The 17,769-nt window shown below is 73.0% G+C and carries 18 protein-coding genes; 7 read left to right on the top strand and 11 right to left on the bottom strand.

The window, feature by feature from the left end; all coding sequences use genetic code 11:
• Positions 1 to 82 precede the first annotated feature (82 nt).
• The 4 genes from ACZ6BG_RS00645 to ACZ6BG_RS00660 all read left to right on the top strand — a co-directional run bounded on the left by ACZ6BG_RS00645 (position 83) and on the right by ACZ6BG_RS00660 (position 3,045).
• Positions 83 to 889 (top strand): SDR family NAD(P)-dependent oxidoreductase, encoded by an 807-nt coding sequence (locus tag ACZ6BG_RS00645; protein WP_468994784.1) that lies wholly within the window; start codon positions 83 to 85, stop codon positions 887 to 889.
• Positions 890 to 1,167: 278 nt separating this feature from the next.
• On the top strand, positions 1,168 to 1,362 hold the full coding sequence (locus ACZ6BG_RS00650) for a hypothetical protein (protein ID WP_051811011.1): 195 nt from the start codon (positions 1,168 to 1,170) through the stop codon (positions 1,360 to 1,362).
• A 51-nt stretch (positions 1,363 to 1,413) separates the two neighbouring features.
• Positions 1,414 to 2,571 (top strand): chymotrypsin family serine protease, encoded by a 1,158-nt coding sequence (locus ACZ6BG_RS00655; protein ID WP_468994786.1) that lies wholly within the window; start codon positions 1,414 to 1,416, stop codon positions 2,569 to 2,571.
• Positions 2,572 to 2,598: 27 nt separating this feature from the next.
• Positions 2,599 to 3,045, top strand: coding sequence for a hypothetical protein (locus ACZ6BG_RS00660; protein WP_468994789.1), 447 nt, complete (start codon positions 2,599 to 2,601; stop codon positions 3,043 to 3,045).
• A 238-nt stretch (positions 3,046 to 3,283) separates the two neighbouring features.
• On the opposite strand, the gene ACZ6BG_RS00665 is transcribed toward ACZ6BG_RS00660, so the two are convergent.
• Entirely contained in the window at positions 3,284 to 4,759 is a 1,476-nt protein-coding gene (locus ACZ6BG_RS00665) for a hypothetical protein (RefSeq protein WP_468994792.1), read from the bottom strand.
• A 454-nt stretch (positions 4,760 to 5,213) separates the two neighbouring features.
• Here ACZ6BG_RS00665 and ACZ6BG_RS00670 point away from each other — a divergent pair, with 454 nt between their 5' ends.
• Positions 5,214 to 7,055: an endonuclease/exonuclease/phosphatase family protein gene (locus ACZ6BG_RS00670; protein ID WP_468994795.1), complete on the top strand. Its 1,842-nt coding sequence runs from the start codon at positions 5,214 to 5,216 to the stop codon at positions 7,053 to 7,055.
• 92 nt (positions 7,056 to 7,147) lie between these two features.
• Here ACZ6BG_RS00670 and ACZ6BG_RS00675 read toward each other — a convergent pair whose 3' ends face one another.
• From ACZ6BG_RS00675 to ACZ6BG_RS00685, 3 genes are all read right to left on the bottom strand, one after another.
• Entirely contained in the window at positions 7,148 to 7,999 is an 852-nt protein-coding gene (locus ACZ6BG_RS00675; RefSeq protein WP_468994798.1) for an SRPBCC family protein, read from the bottom strand.
• Between the two features lie 186 nt (positions 8,000 to 8,185).
• Positions 8,186 to 8,884: an antibiotic biosynthesis monooxygenase gene (locus tag ACZ6BG_RS00680; protein WP_468997804.1), complete on the bottom strand. Its 699-nt coding sequence runs from the start codon at positions 8,882 to 8,884 to the stop codon at positions 8,186 to 8,188.
• A gap of 129 nt (positions 8,885 to 9,013) precedes the next feature.
• Positions 9,014 to 9,817 carry an SGNH/GDSL hydrolase family protein gene (locus ACZ6BG_RS00685; RefSeq protein WP_468994802.1) on the bottom strand — a complete coding sequence of 268 codons (804 nt, stop codon included), beginning with the start codon at positions 9,815 to 9,817 and terminating at the stop codon, positions 9,014 to 9,016.
• A gap of 233 nt (positions 9,818 to 10,050) precedes the next feature.
• Between ACZ6BG_RS00685 and dapA the strand changes: the two genes are divergently transcribed.
• Entirely contained in the window at positions 10,051 to 11,019 is a 969-nt protein-coding gene (gene dapA / locus ACZ6BG_RS00690) for a 4-hydroxy-tetrahydrodipicolinate synthase (protein ID WP_468994804.1), read from the top strand.
• Here the strand turns inward: dapA and ACZ6BG_RS00695 are convergent.
• The 5 genes from ACZ6BG_RS00695 to ACZ6BG_RS00715 form a co-directional block, all read right to left on the bottom strand.
• Complete coding sequence (locus tag ACZ6BG_RS00695; RefSeq protein WP_468994806.1) at positions 10,980 to 12,206, bottom strand: WD40 repeat domain-containing protein; 1,227 nt, start codon at positions 12,204 to 12,206, stop codon at positions 10,980 to 10,982. The genes dapA and ACZ6BG_RS00695 overlap by 40 nt on opposite strands.
• Positions 12,203 to 12,757: a SigE family RNA polymerase sigma factor gene (locus ACZ6BG_RS00700; protein ID WP_468994808.1), complete on the bottom strand. Its 555-nt coding sequence runs from the start codon at positions 12,755 to 12,757 to the stop codon at positions 12,203 to 12,205. The genes ACZ6BG_RS00695 and ACZ6BG_RS00700 overlap by 4 nt, the downstream gene beginning before the upstream one ends.
• 121 nt (positions 12,758 to 12,878) lie before the next feature.
• Positions 12,879 to 13,481: a hypothetical protein gene (locus ACZ6BG_RS00705; protein WP_468994811.1), complete on the bottom strand. Its 603-nt coding sequence runs from the start codon at positions 13,479 to 13,481 to the stop codon at positions 12,879 to 12,881.
• A gap of 100 nt (positions 13,482 to 13,581) precedes the next feature.
• A complete protein-coding gene (dapD, locus tag ACZ6BG_RS00710) occupies positions 13,582 to 14,580 on the bottom strand; it encodes a 2,3,4,5-tetrahydropyridine-2,6-dicarboxylate N-succinyltransferase (protein ID WP_468994814.1) in 999 nt (332 codons plus the stop codon).
• A gap of 33 nt (positions 14,581 to 14,613) precedes the next feature.
• Positions 14,614 to 15,861: an MFS transporter gene (locus ACZ6BG_RS00715; protein ID WP_468994816.1), complete on the bottom strand. Its 1,248-nt coding sequence runs from the start codon at positions 15,859 to 15,861 to the stop codon at positions 14,614 to 14,616.
• Between the two features lie 102 nt (positions 15,862 to 15,963).
• Between ACZ6BG_RS00715 and ACZ6BG_RS00720 the strand changes: the two genes are divergently transcribed.
• Positions 15,964 to 16,854: a winged helix-turn-helix transcriptional regulator gene (locus tag ACZ6BG_RS00720; RefSeq protein ID WP_468994818.1), complete on the top strand. Its 891-nt coding sequence runs from the start codon at positions 15,964 to 15,966 to the stop codon at positions 16,852 to 16,854.
• On the opposite strand, the gene ACZ6BG_RS00725 is transcribed toward ACZ6BG_RS00720, so the two are convergent.
• Positions 16,826 to 17,383, bottom strand: a complete 558-nt coding sequence (locus ACZ6BG_RS00725) for a TetR/AcrR family transcriptional regulator (protein ID WP_468994822.1) — start codon at positions 17,381 to 17,383, stop codon at positions 16,826 to 16,828. The genes ACZ6BG_RS00720 and ACZ6BG_RS00725 overlap by 29 nt on opposite strands.
• Positions 17,383 to 17,703: a DMT family transporter gene (locus ACZ6BG_RS00730; protein ID WP_468994824.1), complete on the bottom strand. Its 321-nt coding sequence runs from the start codon at positions 17,701 to 17,703 to the stop codon at positions 17,383 to 17,385. Before ACZ6BG_RS00730 ends, ACZ6BG_RS00725 begins: the two co-directional genes overlap by 1 nt.
• Between the last annotated feature and the right edge of the window lie 66 nt (positions 17,704 to 17,769).

Raw genomic sequence — 17,769 nt, forward strand, 5'->3', positions numbered from 1 at the left:
CGCTCGCGTATAAACAGCGGTTGAACGAAGGCCGACTTCGGCGGTCGTTTTCCGGATGCCCACATTCCGCCAGGAGGCTCCCATGAGCGACGCACACACGGCCCCCGACGCGAGCGAGCACGCCCCCTTTCCCGCCACCGGCCGCCGCGTCCTGATCAGCGGCGCCTCCCGGGGGCTCGGCCGCGCCCTGGCCCGGGCGTTCGCGGACAACGGCGACCGGGTCGCGGTGCACTTCGGCTCACGCGCGGACGAGGCGCGGGCCACCCTCGACTCGCTGCCGGGGTCCGGGCACGCGCTGGTCGGCGGGGACCTGTCGGACCCGGCCGGGGCCAGGGACGTCGCGGACCGCGCGGCCGGGGCACTCGGCGGCGTCGACGTACTGGTGAACAACGCGGCCGTGAACCTGCCGCACCCGCCCGCCACCACCTCGTACGAGGACTGGTCCGCGCTGTGGCAACGGCATGTGTCGGTCAACCTGCTCGCCACCGCCAACCTCAGCCATCTCGCGGCGCACCGCATGATCGGCCAGGGCACCGGCGGCCGCATCGTCAACATCGGCTCGCGCGGCGCCTTCCGGGGCGAGCCGGACCACCCGGCGTACGGGGCGACGAAGGCGGCCGCGCACGCGCTCGGCCAGTCCCTCGCGGTGGCGCTCGCGCCGCACGGGATCGCGGTGGCGTCGGTGGCGCCCGGGTTCTTCGGGACGGAGAGGGTGGCGCACCGGCTGAGCGGGGCGGAGGGCGAGGCGATTCGCGCGCAGAGCCCGTTCGGGCGGGCGGGGACGGCCGAGGAGATCGCGGCGGCCGTGGTGTGGCTGGCGTCGCCGATGGCCGAGTGGGCCTCGGGCGCGGTCCTGGATCTCAACGGCGCGTCGCACCTGCGCACCTGAGCCCGCTGCGGCCTACGGGAAGCGGCGTACATCGCGTGCGCGTCACTGGTCGGAAGAGACTTCGTATTCCCGGAAGAGTCTTCGTAAACAAGGTCAACCGGCATGGACCATCTGTAAAGGCAAGATTTCGCGCAGCACGCCTTGACCGCCGGTGGCCCCGGCAATAGACACCCAGGTACCGCATCCCGCAGGAATACCTGCGGAACCGCATCACCCACGCGGGGAGGCGAGCCGGAGTGGACGCACACCAGGCCCGCAGCCTCCATGAGGACCGGCTGATGAGGCTGGCCAACGTCACCGGAGTGGGCACCGGCAGGGACGAACACTCGGGCGCGGACGTGATCGTCGTCTTCGTCACGCACCGGGTGCCCCGTGACCGGCTCCGGGACGAAGACGTGGTTCCGGACGTGCTCGACGGCGTGCCCGTGCGCGTCCTCGCCATCGGCGACGTCGGCGCACAGGGCGACGCCTGAGACACCCACCGGAACCCGGGACTTCACCACAAGGGGAAGAGGTGGTCTGGCGTGAGCCAGCCCGAATTGATGCGAGGACCCACCGGCGGCACGCTCAGCGACAGCTCCCGCCAGCAGGCGACGGACGACTTCATGCGCCGTGACCAGCCGCTCGCGAACGTGGTCGGCTTCGGTCACGGTGTGAAGTGGAGCGACGGCCGCCCCACCGGCGAGCCCGCCGTGCTCGTGTTCGTCACCCAGAAGGTGCCCGAATCGCTGCTCCCCGAGCGGGACGTGATTCCACGTCAGATGGACGACGGCACCCCCACCGACATCCTGGCCGTCGGCCACGTGGCCGCGCAGCGCCAGCAGCGCAGGTCCGGGCGCGGCGAGGACCGCTCCTCGCTGTCGTACGACGCCGACGGCACGGTCAGCGAACAGTTCGCCGGCCTGTCCCAGCCCCGGCTCGAAGAGCTCGGCGGGCTCGGCGCGTTCGAACCGCAGCTCCTCAAGCGCCGGATGCGGCCGAGCCCCTCCGGCTTCTCGGTCGGCAACGTCCGCGTGACCGCGGGCACCCTCGGCAGCGTGGTGTACGACTTCCTGCCCGGCGCGTCCGTCGACCCGCCCGGCGCCGGACTCGGCGTACCCGCGAAGTTCTTCATCCTGTCCAACAACCACGTCCTCGCCGACTCCAACCGGGCCCAGCTCGGCAGCGCCATCGTGCAGCCCGGCGTCTTCGACGGCGGCCAGGACCCCGCCGACCGGATCGCGACCCTGGCCCGCTTCATCACGATCCAGTTCGCCCCGCAGATCCCGCTGGAGCGGCACAACAACGTCGTGGACGCGGCGCTCGGCGCCGTGGAGTTCCAGGACGCGACCCGTGAGCAGTACTTCAGCGGGGCGCCGCGCGCCTGGCGGCGCAAGGCCAACGTCGCCGTCGGCGACCTCGTCAAGAAGTCCGGCCGCACCACGAACATCAGCTTCGGCCGGATCGTCTCCGTGGACGCGACCATCGACGTCAACTACGGCACGGCGGGCACCGCCCGCTTCAAGGACCAGATCCTCACCACGAACATCTCCGCGGGCGGCGACTCCGGTTCCCTGGTGACCTCGCTCGACAACGTGGCGCTCGGCCTGCTCTTCGCGGGCTCATCGACCGTCACCGTCATCAACCACATCGAGAACGTCCGCGCGCTGCTGCGCGTCGAGATCGCCGAGCAGCTGGCCTGACGCATGACTTCCCGGAGGGAGGGTTCCATGACCACACAGGCACGCAAGCAGAAGGGCCAGGCCCGCGCGGAGCACCGTTTCCACAACCCGCAGGGGGCCGAGGTCAAGACGCGTGACGAGGCGTTCGCCACGCAGATGGACGTGTCGGCGGAGGCCGTCTCCACCGCCTGCAAGCTCACGCTCCACAACGGCCAGGTCACGTTCGGCATCGAGGTGAAGTACAACCCCAACACCTACCCGCACGTCGTGACCGGCGGCCAGATCACCTCCGGCATCTGCGGCGCCCCCTGGGACATCACCGGCGGCTTCGTCGGCGACACCATCCGCCTGGACGCCAAGCGCGCCGGCCAGGGTTCCTGCGCCACGACGATCACCATCGTCGGCGAGTACCAGAACCCGCCCGCGTACCGCGGCACGTACGGCTTCGACGGCGCGACATCGTCCTTCAAGCACACGACGCGCTACGAGTGCTGAGCCCTCGGGCCGGGCCGGGGACCGTCTTTCGCGGCCTCCGGCCCGGCTCGTCCTCAAGCGCCGGACGGGCTGGATATTCCAGCCCGTCCGGCGCTTGAGGACGAGGCGCGAAGCGCCGATTCGGCGGAGGCCCGTCCCACCCGAGGGGGCCATCGGCGCGGGGGCTGGGGTCCAGGGGGCGCAGCGCCCCTGGTTACGGGAAGGGGCGGGACTGGGGAGCCCCCGGCAGGGCCCCCGCCTAGGCCTGCTGGGAGCGGGCCTTGAACGCTGCCTTGCGGGCCTCCTTCGCCACCTTCTTGTCGGGGTGGAGGCGGCCCATCGCCTCCAGGACGTCCGCGGTGGCGGGGTGTTCCACGCGCCACGCCGCGGCGAAGAAGCCGCCGTGCTGCGCGGCGAGCCCCTCGACGAGGGCCTGGAGCTCCTCGGAGTTGCCCTCGGCAGCGAGCTGCGCGGCGATCGTGTCGATGGTGAGCCAGAAGACCATGCCCTCGGACGGCGGCGGCACATCGGCGGCGCCGTGCTCGGCGAGCCACACCCGGGCGAGCCCCCCGAGTTCCGCGTCGTCGAGGACGTCCCGCAGCGCGGGCTCGGCCTCGTCCCCGACGAGGGAAAGCGCCTGCTGACAGCGGAGCCGCCGCAGCGGCGCCCCCTCGTCGCCGCCGCGCGCCGCGGCCAGCAACTCCCGCGCGGCACCGAGCGATTCCCGCCGGGCCAGCCACTGCTCGATCTCGGCCTGCGCGGCCCCCTGCGGGAACTCCGCGGTGCCGTCGAGGAGCGTGTCGGCACCCTTGTCGGCGAGGTCGCCGACGGCGGGCGCGTCGAGCCCGGCCTCCAGCATCCGCGCCCGGATGCCGTAGAGCCCGAGCGGCGTCAGCCTGACCATGCCGTACCGCGTGACGTCCTCGTCGTCGACGGGCGGCATCGGCTCCTCGCTGTCGATGTCGGCCATCAGGGCCTCGTCGACGGGCTGGTACTCGACGAGCCCGATCGGCTCCAGCATCCGGAACTGGTCGTCGAGCCGCATCATCGCGTCCGACACCTGCTCCAGGATGTCGTCGGTGGGCTCCCCCATGTCGTCGGGCACGATCATCGACGCGGCGAGCGCGGGCAGCGGCACCGCGCCGTCCGCGGCGCCCTCGCCGACGGTCAGCAGGTACAGGTTGCCGAGGACGCCCTCCAGGAAGTCGGCCTCGCCCTGCGGGTCCCACCCCAGCGCCTCGAAGTCGATCTCGCCGCCGTCCTCGATGGCGTCGACGAGGTCGTCCAGGTCGGGGACCGTCGCGTCGGCGAACACGGTCTCCAGGGCGGCGAGCCAGATGCCGAGGACGTCCTGCGGCGCCCCGGAGGTGAGCAGGCCCAGCTCCTCGCCCGCGGTGACGGTCCCCTCGGCCTCGGCGGTTCCCTCGGCGTCCTCGGGGGCCTCGTGGATCTCCACCAGGCCGGTGTCGACGGCGACCCGCCACGCCTCGCTGGCGTACGCCGCCGCGTCCCCCTCGTCCGCCCCGGCGGAACCGTCCGTGAGCCCGAGCTCCGCCGCGGCGGCCGGAAGCTGCTCGTCGACGAGCTCGCCGCCCGCGCCCACCCGCGTGTCCGGGCCCGCCCAGCGGGCGAGCCGCGCGGCGCGGCCGAGCAGGGGCGTGGCGAGCGCGTCCCGCGCGAGCTCCGCTTCGGAGTGCAGCAGCACCGGCGGCAGGGTGGCGGGGCTTTGGGACATCGGCTGGTTCTCCTGACGAACGTGCGGGTCTGCCGCCCTGACGGGCGTACGGTCTGCCGCCCTCGAGGCGTAGGCGCCTGCCGCCCTCGGGAGCGTCGGCGTCCGCCGCCTCCGGGCGTACGGATCTGCTGCGTGAAGCCTAGACGGATATGACCGTTTGCCGCCCGCCCGTCGGCCGTACCGGCCCCGGACCCGCCCCCGCCCGCCGCCCGGCACGGCCGCCCGGCTTCGCCCGCATCGCCCCGACTCCGCCCGGCTTCATCCTCCCGTCGGGAGACGTACAGATCACGCACACCCGAGGAACCTTGACAACTCCCCCGCCCGCACAAGAGATTGACGCGCGTAGAGCGGCACTCCCCCGGCCGATGCACCGCGTGTCCCCGTTCGCGTCAGCGTTCCGCCCGTTCCATCCCTTTAGCCCCTTAGTCACCCTCACCCTCACTCGGAGTCCCCGATGCCCCACATACCGAGATCCGCCGCCGTCAGCACCCTCGTCGCCACCGCCCTCGCGGCCGGGCTGCTCGTCGCCACCGCCTCCAGCGCGTCCGCCGACCAGGTGCGGGTGCACGACATCCAGGGCACGACGCGGCTCTCACCGCTGGCTGGGCAGCAGGTCAGCGATGTGCCGGGCATCGTCACGGGCGTGCGCGGCTACGGCTCGAAGGGCTTCTGGATCCAGGACACGCGGCCGGACGACGACCGGGCGACCAGCGAGGGCGTGTTCGTGTACACCTCCTCGACGCCGACGGTGAAGGCGGGCGACGCGGTCCGGGTCTCCGGCACCGTCACCGAGTACGTGCCCGGCGGCGCCGCCTCCGGCAACCAGTCGCTGACCCAGATCACCAAGCCGACGGTGACCGTCGAGTCCTCCGGCAACGCCCTGCCCGCCCCGGTGGCCGTCGGCGCCAAGTCGGTGCCCGCCGCGTACGCCCCCAAGGGCGACCCGGCCGCGGGGAACAGCGTCAACGGGCTGCCCCTGAAGCCCCGTTCGTACGCCCTGGACCTGTACGAGTCCCTGGAGGGCATGAACGTACGCGTCGGCTCGTCCCGCGTCGTCGGCGCGACCGACCCGTACAACGAACTCTGGGTGACCGTGAAGCCGCACGAGAGCGCCACCCGGCGCGGGGGCGCGCTGTACGGCTCGTACGACGCGCAGAACACCGGCAGGCTCCAGATCCAGCAGTTGGCGCCGGTCTCCGAGCAGCCGTTCCCGAAGGCGGACGTCGGTGACACGCTGACCGGCGCGACCGAGGGGCCGCTGGACTTCAACCAGTTCGGCGGGTACACCCTGACCGCGCGGGAGCTGGGCGAGGTCGTGCCGCAGGGCAAGGGCGGCAAGGGCCTGCAGCGGGAGCGGACCCGGCCGCAGGGCAAGGGCGAGCTGGCCGTGGCCACGTACAACGTCGAGAACCTCGACCCGGGCGACCCGCAGTCGAAGTTCGACGCGCTGGCCGCCGGTGTGGTCACGAACCTGGCCACGCCCGACATCGTCGCCCTGGAGGAGATCCAGGACGACAACGGCGCGAAGAACGACGGCACGGTGTCCGCCGCGCAGACCCTGAGGAAGTTCACGGACGCGATCGTCGCGGCGGGCGGGCCGCGCTACGAGTGGCGGTCCGTCGACCCCGAGAACAACAAGGACGGCGGCGAGCCGGGCGGCAACATCCGCCAGGTGTTCCTCTTCAACCCCGAGCGCGTGTCGTTCACCGACCGCGCCGCCGGTGACGCGACGACCCCGACGGGCGTCGTCCGCGTCGGCAAGCGTGCCGCGCTCACGCACTCGCCGGGCCGGATCGCCCCGGCGGACTCGGCGTGGACCAACAGCCGCAAGCCGCTCGCCGGTGAGTTCTCCTTCCGGGGCAAGCCGGTGATCGTGGTCGCCAACCACTTCGCGTCCAAGGGCGGCGACGAGTCGCTGACCTCGCACCACCAGCCGCCGGTGCGCTCCTCCGAGACGCAGCGGGTGCGCCAGGCCGAGGCCGTGAACTCCTTCGTCCAGGAGATCCGGGCCACCCAGCGGGACGCGGACGTGCTCGTGGTCGGCGACATCAACGACTTCGAGTTCTCCGCCACGACCAAGGCTCTGGAGAAGGGCGGCGCGCTGCGCGCCGGGATCAAGTCGCTGCCGCGCTCCGAGCGCTACTCCTACGTCTTCCAGGGCAACTCCCAGGTCCTCGACCAGATCCTGGTGAGCCCGGGCGTGGGCCGGTTCCGCTACGACAGCGTGCATGTGAACGCCGAGTTCGCGGAGCAGAACAGCGACCACGACCCGCAGGTGGTGCGCTTCCGGCCGTAGCGGTAGCCGCAGCCGGTGAACGGGCGGGCCCGGGGGCCGTGTTCCCCGGGCCCGCCCGCGCGCGGCGCCAAGCCCTGCCGGAGAGCGCCGCGTCAGCCGTACAGCCGCGTCAGCCAGTCCCGCCACGCGGGCTCCGCCCTCTTGGCGTCCGCGTGCGTCGCGAAGTCGTGGACGGTGACGCCGACGCGGCGGCCGAAGTGGTTGCGGCCGAAGAAGCGGTAGAGCGCGTCGTCGGTGCGCAGGCCGATGAAGTACGGCGTGCGGAAGTCGAGGACGGCGTCCAGCTCGGCGCCGGCCGCGCTCAGCCGGAAGCGGGCGCCCTCCGAGGCGTCGGTGGGCAGGCCGAGTTCGAGCGCGAGCCGGCTGAAGGCGTCCCGGGCCGTGGCGGCGGCGGGGGCGTCGAGGTGGGTGTAGGTGACCGGGCGGCCCGCGAAGTACGTCAAGTACTCGCGCAGGGTGTGCAGATAGAAGTCGGTGTGTTTGCTCGCCGCGTCGTGCTGGTTCTCCCAGTCCTGGGCGAAGATCCCGCTGTGCGCGTGCCGCACCCAGGAGCGGCGGCCGCCGTCGCAGGGCTCGATCAGGTGCTCCAGGTGGAGGGTGCTGCGCTCCGCGAAGAGCGCGGCCGGGCCGTCGGAGCAGACCGTGAGGCGCCGCGGCGGGTCCCAGGCCGTGACGACGGCGCCGTGCGGCGCGGCGCCGCCCACCCGGGGCTCGTACTCCATCGGCCAGAGCCAGCCGCCGGTGCCGGTGACGGTGGTGAACGCGTCCCACACCTGCTGCGGCGGCGCGCCGACCTCGAACTCCCGGACGATCTCGAACTCCCGCACGCCGCTGCCGACGGCGCCGCCTCCGTCACCGGCGTCCCTGCCGGTGCCCCTGCCGCCTGTGTCCCCCCTGCCGCTCCCGCTGCTCCTGCCCCTGCTCCTGCGGCTGTCCTTGGCCATGGCGACTCCTCGGGTCGAGCGGGACGGCCGCGGCCGCCGGGCCCCGGTCCCGCTCACGCCTCCATGACCCCACGGACGGCCCGCCGGGTAAAGCCCCCGGGCACGAACTACCCGTCCGGCCGGGCCCGGACGCGCCCACCCGGACGCACCCCGGGACACACGGCCGCGGCCACCACCGTCCGCGCGCTACGCGGGCACGACCCCGAACTCCCGCCGCCAGCGCCGTATCTCCCCCGCCTCCAGCGTCCCCGGGAACTCCCGCACCCGGCGCCACTCCTGCGAGAGCGTGCCGATGCCGTTGCCCGGCGCCTCCAGCGCCCGCTGGTGGTCCGCCGCGGTCTCCCACTCCGCGTAGTTGACGATCCGGGTGCCGTCGGTGCTCAGGTGGAAGTGCGCCGAGACCAGGCCCGGGACGGGGCCGGTGCCCAGCGCGGTGAGGACCGTGTCCACCCACTTCCGCTGCCGGTCGGCGTCCGGTCCCTCGAATGCGACGTGCACGGTCACGAACGCCTCCGGCGCGGGGCCTCCGGAGCCCGGTGTCACGCTGCGGTACAGCCGGGACTTGGTCAGGCCGAGGCGTTCGATGCCGGGCACGGCCGCGTCGATCTCGTCGTTGCGCGCGTCCCTGCCGTTCGCGAGGAAGTCCTGGTAGGACTCCTCGTCCCGCCACTGCGAGTGGTGCATCAGGGTCGCGCCGTCCTCACCGGCGTACACGTGGTAGCCAAGGAGGCCCTCGTGCGGCCAGGGGCGGCTCTCCCAGGCGCGGGCGATGGCGGCCACCGCCGCCCGCTGCCGCTCGGGGGTGCCGACGTGCCAGGTGCTGAAGAAGGTGAGGCCGATGTCGGAGCGGGTCGGGTCGGGGTGGACGGAGGCGCGGCGGGTCATGGGGATCTCCACGTTCGATGGGCGTACGAGGCCGTCGGTGCGGCCGCGGACGCGCAGGTCGGTGACTGTGTACGCGGTGTTCGTGCGTGGCGTACGACCCCTACGCTCCAACGTGAAGTTAGGTTCAGGTCAAGCCCGTTCGGGTGCGGGCAGGGTGACCGCGTCGAGCCCGGGCCGCTTCGCCCGGTGCGCGCCGCCCGCACCCCCGCCGGGCCGCACCCGCCGCACCCGCCGCCGCGCCCAGGGCCCCGCCGCCCCGACGAGCCAGCGCACCTCCTGGGCCGCGCCGCCGAGCGCCGACACCGGGGCGAGCGGCGGCAGCGGGCGCGCCCAGTCCTCGTGCCCGGCGAGGCCGAGCAGGTCGGCGACGCCGGCGGCGATGCGGGCATGGCCGACGGGGCTCGCGTGGGTGCGGTCGCGGCTCCACAGCCGCGGGTCGGCGGTGATCCGCTGCGGGAACAGGTCGAGGACGACGACGCCGTGCCGGTCGGCGGCGGCGCGGATACGGGCGTTGAGCTCCATGACGCGCGGCTGGGCCCGGCGGGCCAGCGGGGCGATGCGGCCGATGTCGGGGAAGGTCACGGTCACCACGCGGGCGCCCGCCGAGGTGAGTTCGGCGAACATCTCCTCGACGGCGCGGGCGGTGCGGGCCGCGTCGTAGCCGGGCCTGACCAGGTCGCCCACGCCCGCCACGACGGTCGCGAGGTCCGGCTTGAGCGCCAGGGCAGGGGCCAGTTGCTCGTCCCTGACCTGCTCCGCCAGCCGGCCGCGCACGGCCAGGTTGGCGTAGGTGAAGTCGGGGCTCGCGGCGGCGAGGATCTCCGCGAGCCGGTCCGCCCAGCCGCGGTAGCCGTGCCGTTCGTCGCCGTCGCCGATCCCCTCGGTCTGGCTGTCTCCGACGGCCACGTAACGCTCGTACGGATGCGTGGTCATGGCCCGAGGGTCCTGCGCCCGCCCGGGCCCGTCAACGACGCCTCGTCGGTACGTGCCACACTCCTGCACAGCGCGTCCCACGGGTGCTCCCACGCCCCGCCCGGGGGCGGAAGGCAGCGGGACACCGCCGGTCCCGGGTCCGTGCGGACACCCCAAACCTCGTAGCACGCCTTCGCATTACCTCGTAGCAGAATTAAGTGGAGCTTCACGACCGGTCCGCCGAGACTGCCCCTATGACCGCACCCTCCACACCCGCCGCGTCCCCGGGCGCCCCCTTCGGCCGTGCCCTGTGCGCCATGGTCACGCCCTTCACCGCGTCCGGCGCCCTCGACCTCGACGGCGCCCAGGTCCTCGCCGACCGGCTCGTCGCGGACGGCTGCGAGGGCCTGGTCCTCTCCGGCACCACGGGCGAGTCCCCGACGACGTCCGACGCCGAGAAGAACGCGCTCGTGCGCGCCGTCCGGGAGGCGGTCGGCGAGCGGGCCGCCGTCGTCGCGGGCGTCGGCAGCAACGACACCGCACACACCGGCGAACTGGCCCTGCAGGCCGAGAAGGCGGGCGCCGACGGGCTGCTCGTGGTCACGCCGTACTACAGCAAGCCGCCGCAGGACGCGGTCGAGGCGCACTTCCGCGCGGTCGCGGACGTGTCCGGCCTGCCAGTACTGCTCTACGACATCCCGGGCCGCACCGGCACCCGCATCGAACCGGACACGATGCTGCGCCTCGCGGAGCATCCGAGGATCGTGGGAGTCAAGGACTGCGCGTACGACCTGCTCGGCTCCGCCAAGGTGATGGCGCACTCGGACCTCGCGTACTACACGGGCTGCGAGGAGTTCGTCCTGCCGCTGTACGCGCTCGGCGGCGCCGGGTACATCAGCACGGTCGCCAACGTCGCGCCGCGCTCGCTGCGGGCGATCGTGGACGCGTTCGACGCGGGCGACACGGCGGGCGCGGCGCGCGGTCAGCGGCAGCTCACCGAACTCATCGAGCTGATGATGGCCTCCGGGCTGCCCGGCACGGTCACGGCGAAGGCGCTGCTCAACGCGCTCGGCCTGCCCGCGGGCCCGGTCCGGGCGCCGTTGCTGCCCGTCGGCCGGGAGAAGGCCGACGGGCTGCTCGCGGCGTACGAGGCGCTCGGCGGAGCGCTCCCGGCCGGGGCCGTTCAGCGCGCGGTGAGCATCGGCGTCCACTCCCGCCCGTAGCCCTCGACCTTCCCGCGGACGGCGGTCAGGGGCACGGCCTTCCTGCTGTCGACGGTGACGAGGACGAGCCGCTTGCGGTCCTTGCTCTTGCCGGTGCACCGCGCAGCGTCGGCGCAGGCGAGCGCGACGATCCGCTTGCTGTCGGCCCAGGCGAGCTGCTCCTGGCTCGGCACCCACGCAACCTTCCTGCCGGTCCTCGGGTCGAGGACCGGTGAGCCCTTGGCGTCGCCGTCGGCCGCGAGCAGCTTGCCGTCGGGCGAGAGTCCGGCCTGCGACCATCCCGCGTGCTTCTCGGCGGGGGGCGCGGAGGTCGGCCTGCCGCTCAGGGTGTACCAGTCGCGGTAGTCCCTCTTGCCCTGACGCGCGTAATGCTGGACGTAGAGCCGGGTGCCGTCGTGGTTGAAGTGCAGGTCCTGGCGCGAGACGCCGGGGAACATGCCGTCCTCGTCCGGGGAGGGCTGGGGCACGTCGCGGAAGGGGCCGACCTTGCCGGATGCGGCGTCGATCAGGACGTAGCCGGTGCGGCTGCCGTGGTGCCGCGGCCAGTTCACGGAGTCGTTGCCGGGCACGGCGACCATCCGGTCGGGGTTCTTGCGGTACGCGGTCGCCACCAGACGCTTGCCGTCCGGGGACCACTCGACGCCCGCCACGCCGTGGTCCAGCGTGATCCAGCGCGTCACCTTGCCGGTGCGCAGGTCGAGCATCCCGACGCGGCGTGCGGGCAGTTCGCCCTCCAGGACGGCGGCGGTGCGCATGCCGGGGGCGACGGCGACCCAGGCCCATCTGGCGTCGGCCTTCTCGTACTTCATGGTCTTGGGGTTCAGCAGGAAGTACGAGCGGGCGAGGAGTTCGTCGCCGTTGCGCTGCGGGACGTCTCGGGTGACGGAGTATCCGGCCAGGCCGGTCTTCCCGGCGGCGACGAAGTCCCGGGGCACCGACTGGCCGGGGTACGCGATCACGTCGTCCGTGCGGGACGCGCTCGCCGGGCCCGTGTGCTCGTTCCCGGAGTCGAGGGCGGTCACGCCCACCACGACGGCGGCGGCCGTGCCGAGCGCGGCGCCCGCGATCGTCCGGGCGCGTCGGCGGCGCCTGGTGGCGAGCACCCGGCCCGCCAGGTCCCCGCGCGGTCCGCCCTGTTCGGCGGCCTGTTCCTGGAGCGCCTCGCGCACCAGCTGGTCAACGTTCACGGACGTACCTCCACAGGCGAGATGTCACGGGACGGCGAGGCCTCGGCGACGGCCGGGCCGAGCGCGGCCAGTTCGGGGGCGAGGGAGCGCAGCCGGGCGAGCGAGCGGTGCGCGGTGCTGCGGACGGTGCCGACGGAGCACCCGAGGATCCGGGCGACGTCGGCCTCCGGCAGGTCCTCGTAGTACCGCAGGACGAGCACGGAGCGCTGGCGCGGGGTGAGCCGGGCGAGCGCGCCGCGCATCACGACGCGCAGCTCGGCGGCGCTCTCCCCGCCGTCGTCGGCCCGCTCGGGCGGCTCGGCGACGGCCACCTCGCGGCGCGGCCACTTCAGGCGCCACCAGCTGACCTGCTGGCGGTAGAGGACCTGCCGGACGTACGCCTCCGGGTCCTCGACCCTGCTCCACCGGCCCGCGACCTTCACCAGGGCGGTCTGCAACTGGTCCTCGGCGGCGTGCCGGTCGCCGCCGCACAGCAGCACGGCGGTCCTCAGCAGGGCGGAGGATCTGTTCTCCACGAACTCCCGGAAGCGGTCCTGGCTCTCGGCATCCATCGTCACCTTCTCTTCTCCGGCGGCCCTGCTGCCCCCTCTGCTGTGGATGACGTGCGCGGACCCGCGCCGCTATGCCTGTGGCGCGGCGCGGGTCCAAAGGAACGCGTGGTGACCGGGAGGGTCAGTGGTCGAGCGGGTTCTTGGGGAAGCCCTTCGCCTTGGTCCACTTCAGCCGGTCGGAGTGGTACTTGAACGTGACCTGCTTGCCGTTCTTCGTGATGTCGGCCTTGGCCCAGCCGTCGAAGCCCTTGGTGAGGTGGCGGTCCCACTTCGTCAGACGGCCGGTGGCGACGGCGGCGAGGGACTCCTGCGGGGGCTCGCCGTCGGCGCAGTACTTCGCCCAGTCGGCGATCGCCGCGACGGTGCCGGCCCGGTGCTTGAGGTGGATGCCCTGGCAGGCGTCGGTCTTGGTGCGGTAGATGTTCTTCGGCTTGGACCAGCCGCGCGCCTTGGGGCTGTAGTCCTGGACGTACAGGCCCTTCTTCTCCAGGTAGTGCATGGCCACCTTGCGGCCGTCCGGGAGCTTGATCAGCGACTCGAAGGGGGTCTTGGAGCCGCTCCAGTGGATGTCGGAGTGCTGGAGCTTGTAGGTGTGGCCCCCTGTCTTCGCCGCCGCCGCGGGTGCCTGCGCGTCGCCGGTCCGCGCGACGCTCTGCCCGCAGGCGACGAGCACCGCGACGGCCACCGTGCCCGTGACCATCGATCCCACCGCTGTCTTTCGCATCCGGTCCTCCCCGAGTTCATGTGCTGTGTGCTCGCGCAGCATACGCACGCGAAGCGCCCTCCCGGTGGGCCGGGAGGGCGCTTCGGTGGCTCGGGCGGGCTCAGTTGTGGCTGTGCAGTACGTCGTTCAGGCCGCCCCAGACCGCGTTGTTCGGGCGGGCCTCGACGGCGCCGGTGACCGAGTTGCGGCGGAAGAGGATGTTCGAGGCGCCGGACAGGTCACGGGCCTTGACGATCTCGCCGTCGGGCATCGTGACGCGCGTGCCCGCGGTGACGTACAGACCGGCCTCGACGACGCACTCGTCGCCGAGCGCGATGCCCACACCGGCCTCGGCGCCGACGAGGCAGCGCTCGCCGATGACGATGCGGACGTTGCCGCCGCCGGACAGGGTGCCCATGGTGGAGGCGCCGCCGCCGATGTCGGAGCCGTCGCCGACGACGACACCGGCGGAGATGCGGCCCTCGACCATGGACGTGCCGAGGGTGCCCGCGTTGAAGTTCACGAAGCCCTCGTGCATCACGGTGGTGCCCGCGGCGAGGTGCGCGCCGAGCCGCACCCGGTCGGCGTCGCCGATGCGGACGCCCTTGGGGGCGACGTAGTCCGTCATGCGCGGGAACTTGTCGACCGAGGTCACCGCGAGGTGCAGGCCCTCGGCGCGGGCGTTCAGGCGGACCTTCTCCAGGTCGTCGACGGCGACCGGGCCGAGCGAGGTCCAGGCGACGTTGGCGAGCAGCCCGAACATGCCGTCCAGGTTCTGGCCGTGCGGCTTGACCAGGCGGTGGCTGAGCAGGTGCAGGCGCAGGTACACGTCGTGCGCGTCCAGCGGCTTGTCGTCCAGGGACGCGATGACCGTGCGGACGGCGACGACCTCCACGCCACGGCGGGCGTCGGGCCCGATCGCCTTCGCGGCGCCTTCGCCGAGGAGTTCCACGGCGCGCTCGGCGGAGAGCCTCTCGCTGCCGGCCGGGCCGGGCTCGGCGACGAGCTCGGGGGCGGGGAACCAGGTGTCGAGGACGGTGCCGTCGGCGGCGACGGTGGCGAGCCCGGCGGCGACGGCGCCGGTCGTACGGGAGGAGTCAACAGAAGGCGTATCGGTCATGAGTGAAACCTAACCGGGCCGGGGCGACGGAGGCTAACCGGTACGGGTGGCCGTCTCACGTGCCGGGCGCACTTCTTCGGCCTGGGTCACCCCTGGTCGGCCCGCCCGCCCCGCCACCAGGAGCAGCACTCCGGACAGTCCGGCCAACCCCGCGCATACAGGCCACAGCGCCCCCGGCGCCGCCGAGTACAGCGCCCCGCCGAGCGGCGCCGACAGCACGACCCCGCTCACGGACACTCCCGAGTACAGGCTCTGGAACCGCCCCTGCGCATGGGCGGGCGCGTGATCGGCGACGAATGCCGTGGCAGGCGTCTTGTACAGCACCTCCCCCGCGGTGAGCAGCAACATCATCGCGACAGCCGTCCCCACCCCCGTACCGAGGGCCAGCACCCCGTACCCCGCCCCCACGAGCAGCACACCCCCACCGATGATCCGCAGCGGCGCCCGCCCCCGCAGAGCGACGGTGACCGGCAGCTCAAGGAGCAGAATGAGCCCCCCGTTGATGGCGAGCAGCCACCCGTACACGCCGGTCCCGATGCCGTGGTGATCGAGGTCGGTGGGCAACGTGGAGTACTGCTGCCGATAGACGAGGTCGGTGACGAGGATCGCGGCGAGCAGCAGCACGACGACGGGCCGCTGCCGCAGACTCGCGAACACACCGGGCCCGGCCGCCCCGTCGCCGGGCACCGCGGATCGGCCCGCTCCGCGGGCGGGCAGCACCCGCCCGGCATACGCGGCGAACACCAGCGTCCCCACCCCGTCGACGACGAACAGCGTCCCGTACCCGGCCTGCGCGATGAGCAGGGCCCCCAGCGGCGGTCCCACGACGAACCCCGCGTTGGCCGCGAACCGCATCACCGCGAACCCCTGCCGCCGCGCTCCCTCGGGCACGACGATGGCGACGAGCGCCCCGTTGGCCGCCCGCACGCACCCGCCCGCGTACTGGCTGAGCACCGGCACGACGTACAGCAGCGGCACCGGCAGGGCAGGCAGCGCAAGGACCCCCGCCCCGCTGATCAGCGACCCGACGAGCAGCACCCGCCGGTGCCCGTACCTGTCGCCGAACCAGCCGCCCGTGAAGTTCCCCGCGACCTGCCCCGCGCCGCCGATGCCGCTGATCACCCCGGCCTGGGCGACGGACAGGCCCCGGTCGTCGGTCAGGTACACGAAGAAGTACACGAACGTGAAGGCCACGATCATGTTGAAGAACTGGCCCGCGGCCAGCAGCCACACGGTCCTCGGCACCTCTCGCAGCCCGCGCCGCAGGCCTCCCCCGCTCATCGCCCTACCCCCGCCATCGAGTGAGTTCCTTTTGGGAACGGACTATGGCAGCATGCGAGGCTCCGGGTCAACGTCCCGCCGACCTGAGAGAGCGTGAAGGACATGCCACGGCGAACGAGCCTCGGCGACGCCCACTGCGCCATCGCGCAGGCCCTGGACGTCGTCGGCGACTGGTGGACCCTGCTGATCGTGCGCGACACGGCTCGCGGGGTGCACCGCTTCGAGGAGCTCCAGCGCGAACTGGGCCTGTCCCGCAAGGTGCTGACCGAGCGCCTGCGGCTCCTGGTCGACGCGGACGTCCTGACCCGGGTGCCGTACCAGGACCGCCCGCCGCGCCACGAGTACCGGCTCACGCCACGCGGGCGGGCCCTGGTGCCGGTCCTGATCGCCCTTCAGGACTGGGGCGACACGTGGGTACTCGGAGAGGGAGAGATGACGGCGACAGCCCCGACACAGACGTCACAGGAAGCGCGGCGCGTGCACGAGCTGCTCGGCACGAAGGTGCCCGCGCTGCGCCTGCTCGCGGACGACGGCGAGCCGGCGGACCCGGTCACAGACGCGGCGCACACGGTCCTGTACTGCTTCCCCGGCGCCTACGCCCGCAAGGACGCCTACCCGCCCGGCTGGTCCGCGATCCCCGGCGCGCCCGGCTGCACGCTGGAGTCGTGCACGTACCGCGACCGGCTCGCCGACTTCACCGCAGCAGGCGCGGCCGTGCGCGGCGTGTCCACCCAGCGCCCCGACGAGCAGCGGGCGTTCGCCGCCAAGGAGGGCCTGCGCTTCCCGCTGCTCTCGGACGCGGACCTCGCCCTGACGGCGGCGCTGCGGTTGCCGACGTTCCGCGCGGCGGGCGTGAGCCGCCTCAAGCGGCTGACGCTCGTCGTGGACGCGGACCGGGTCGTCCGGGACGTCCAGTACCCGGTCACGGATGTGACGGCGAGCGTGGAAGCGGCTCTGGCGACCGTCAACTCCCTGCGGGACCAGCAGAGCTGAGCACCCGCCCCAGCAGGTCCCGGGTGTACGCCTCGTCGTACTCGCCCCCCGTGAGCAGCACCTGGAGACAGACCCCGTCCATCACCGCGACCAGGCCGCGCGCGGTGACGGGGTCCGTCCGCTCCCGCAGGACCTCGGCGACCCCCTCGCACCACTCGGCGGCCACCGGCCGCAGCGCGGGGCGGCGCAGGGCGGACAGATAGAGCTCGTACTCCAGCTCGACCGCCTCGCGCCGCCCCGAGGCCCACTCGCCGAGCAGCGCCGCCAGCTCGGCGGGGAGGTCGGCGTCCGGGTCCCGCAGCACCCCACGGTCGCGCACGAGTTGCGCGAACCCCTCGTTGGACTGGCGCAGCGCGGCCACCAGCAGATCGTCGAGCGTCTTGAAGTGGTACGTCGTCGACCCCAGCGGCACATCGGCCTCGGCGGCGACGGACCGGTGACTGAGGCCCGCGATGCCCTTCTCGGCCGCGACCCGCAGCGCCGCGTCGATGATGCGCTGCCGTCGCTCCGGGTCGTAGCGCCGCCCCATCAGTGGGCCCCGCCGAGGTTCAGGACGACGACGCCCGCGATCACGAGCGCGATGCCCGAGATCTTGACCAGGCTCGCCGACTCGCCGAGGAACAGCATCCCGATCCCGGCGACGGCGGCGGTGCCGATCCCCGCCCAGATCGCGTAGGCCGTCCCCACCGACAGGGTCTTCAGCGTCTGCGCGAGCAGCGTGAAGGCCAGCAGATATCCCGCGACGGTGAGCAGCGACGGCCACAGCCGGCTGAACCCCTCGCTGTACTTCATGGCCGTAGTCCCGGCCACCTCCGCCGCGATCGCCGCGGCCAGCAGTCCGTATCCCATGCGTACTACCGTACACAACGATAGGTACGGATGTACATATGCAGATGCATGAAAAAATCGACCCGC

It is taken from the genome of Streptomyces sp. NPDC041205 (genome assembly GCF_055591765.1).

Bases quoted from the DNA above. Each gene is read 5' to 3' on its own strand.
- ACZ6BG_RS00700 (WP_468994808.1), bottom strand. From the start codon at position 12,757: ATGGATGCCGAGAGCCAGGACCGCTTCCGGGAGTTCGTGGAGAACAGA.
- ACZ6BG_RS00665 (WP_468994792.1), bottom strand. From the start codon at position 4,759: ATGTCCCAAAGCCCCGCCACCCTGCCGCCGGTGCTGCTGCACTCCGAA.
- ACZ6BG_RS00715 (WP_468994816.1), bottom strand. From the start codon at position 15,861: ATGAGCGGGGGAGGCCTGCGGCGCGGGCTGCGAGAGGTGCCGAGGACC.
- ACZ6BG_RS00660 (WP_468994789.1), top strand. From the start codon at position 2,599: ATGACCACACAGGCACGCAAGCAGAAGGGCCAGGCCCGCGCGGAGCAC.
- ACZ6BG_RS00680 (WP_468997804.1), bottom strand. From the start codon at position 8,884: ATGACCCGCCGCGCCTCCGTCCACCCCGACCCGACCCGCTCCGACATC.
- dapA (WP_468994804.1), top strand. From the start codon at position 10,051: ATGACCGCACCCTCCACACCCGCCGCGTCCCCGGGCGCCCCCTTCGGC.
- ACZ6BG_RS00685 (WP_468994802.1), bottom strand. From the start codon at position 9,817: ATGACCACGCATCCGTACGAGCGTTACGTGGCCGTCGGAGACAGCCAG.
- ACZ6BG_RS00650 (WP_051811011.1), top strand. From the start codon at position 1,168: ATGAGGCTGGCCAACGTCACCGGAGTGGGCACCGGCAGGGACGAACAC.
- ACZ6BG_RS00730 (WP_468994824.1), bottom strand. From the start codon at position 17,703: ATGGGATACGGACTGCTGGCCGCGGCGATCGCGGCGGAGGTGGCCGGG.
- ACZ6BG_RS00705 (WP_468994811.1), bottom strand. From the start codon at position 13,481: ATGCGAAAGACAGCGGTGGGATCGATGGTCACGGGCACGGTGGCCGTC.
- ACZ6BG_RS00675 (WP_468994798.1), bottom strand. From the start codon at position 7,999: ATGGCCAAGGACAGCCGCAGGAGCAGGGGCAGGAGCAGCGGGAGCGGC.
- ACZ6BG_RS00670 (WP_468994795.1), top strand. From the start codon at position 5,214: ATGCCCCACATACCGAGATCCGCCGCCGTCAGCACCCTCGTCGCCACC.
- ACZ6BG_RS00645 (WP_468994784.1), top strand. From the start codon at position 83: ATGAGCGACGCACACACGGCCCCCGACGCGAGCGAGCACGCCCCCTTT.
- dapD (WP_468994814.1), bottom strand. From the start codon at position 14,580: ATGACCGATACGCCTTCTGTTGACTCCTCCCGTACGACCGGCGCCGTC.
- ACZ6BG_RS00725 (WP_468994822.1), bottom strand. From the start codon at position 17,383: ATGGGGCGGCGCTACGACCCGGAGCGACGGCAGCGCATCATCGACGCG.
- ACZ6BG_RS00720 (WP_468994818.1), top strand. From the start codon at position 15,964: ATGCCACGGCGAACGAGCCTCGGCGACGCCCACTGCGCCATCGCGCAG.